This window comes from Azohydromonas lata NBRC 102462 (assembly GCF_001571085.1).
Classification (GTDB): Bacteria; Pseudomonadota; Gammaproteobacteria; order Burkholderiales; family Burkholderiaceae_C; genus Azohydromonas; species Azohydromonas lata.
Map to the genome: position 1 here is coordinate 1 of NZ_BCTC01000318.1, position 731 is coordinate 731.

The following is a 731-nucleotide window of genomic DNA, read 5'->3' on the forward strand; positions in this document are numbered from 1 at the left end:
TCACCTACCAGTGGCTGCGCGATGGCCAGGCCATAGAAGGCGCCACGGGCGAGCGCTACACGCTCACGCAGGCCGACGTGGGCAAGGGCATCACGGTGCGCGCGTCCTACGTGGACCAGTTCGGCCATGCCGAGAGCCGCACCAGTGCGGCCACCGCGGCGGTGGACAACGCCAACGACGCGCCCACCGGCGGCGTCACCCTCTCCGGCACCGCCGCCATCGGCCAGGTGCTGCGCGCCGAAAGCACCATCGCCGATGCGGACGGCATGGGGACGCTGCGCTACGGCTGGTGGTCGTCGGCGGACGGACAGACGTGGACCCGCATCGAGGGCGCCACGGGCGAGAGCTTCACCCTCACCGGCGCCCAAGCCGACCGCATGGTGCGCGTCGAGGTCAGCTACGTCGACGGGCATGGCACGACGGAAACCGTGAAGAGCCTTGCCACGGCCAAGCTGCCGCCCATCCCGGTGCCGCCGCCTGCCCCGACGCCTCCCGTACCCGTCAACCCGCCCGTGCCTCCAGTGGTACCACCGGTGCCGGTGCCGGTGCCGGTGCCGGTGCCGCGCGATACGGGCGACAGCACCGGGTTCTTGCCGCCCAATTCGCCGCTGGGCAATCCGACCGTCAGCCACTTCACGGGGGGCGACGCGACGAACGCCGGCAACCCGGGCACCAACCTGCCGTCCCAGCCATCCGGCCAGCAGGGAGGGCAGCAGGGCAGCCAGCAAGGC

Annotated in this window: 1 protein-coding gene; it reads left to right on the forward strand. The window is 72.2% G+C overall.

The annotated features are described in order from the left end of the window. On the forward strand, window positions 1-731 hold a 731-nt coding region (locus tag ALA01S_RS34260), incomplete at both ends, for a DUF8696 domain-containing protein (RefSeq protein WP_218011567.1).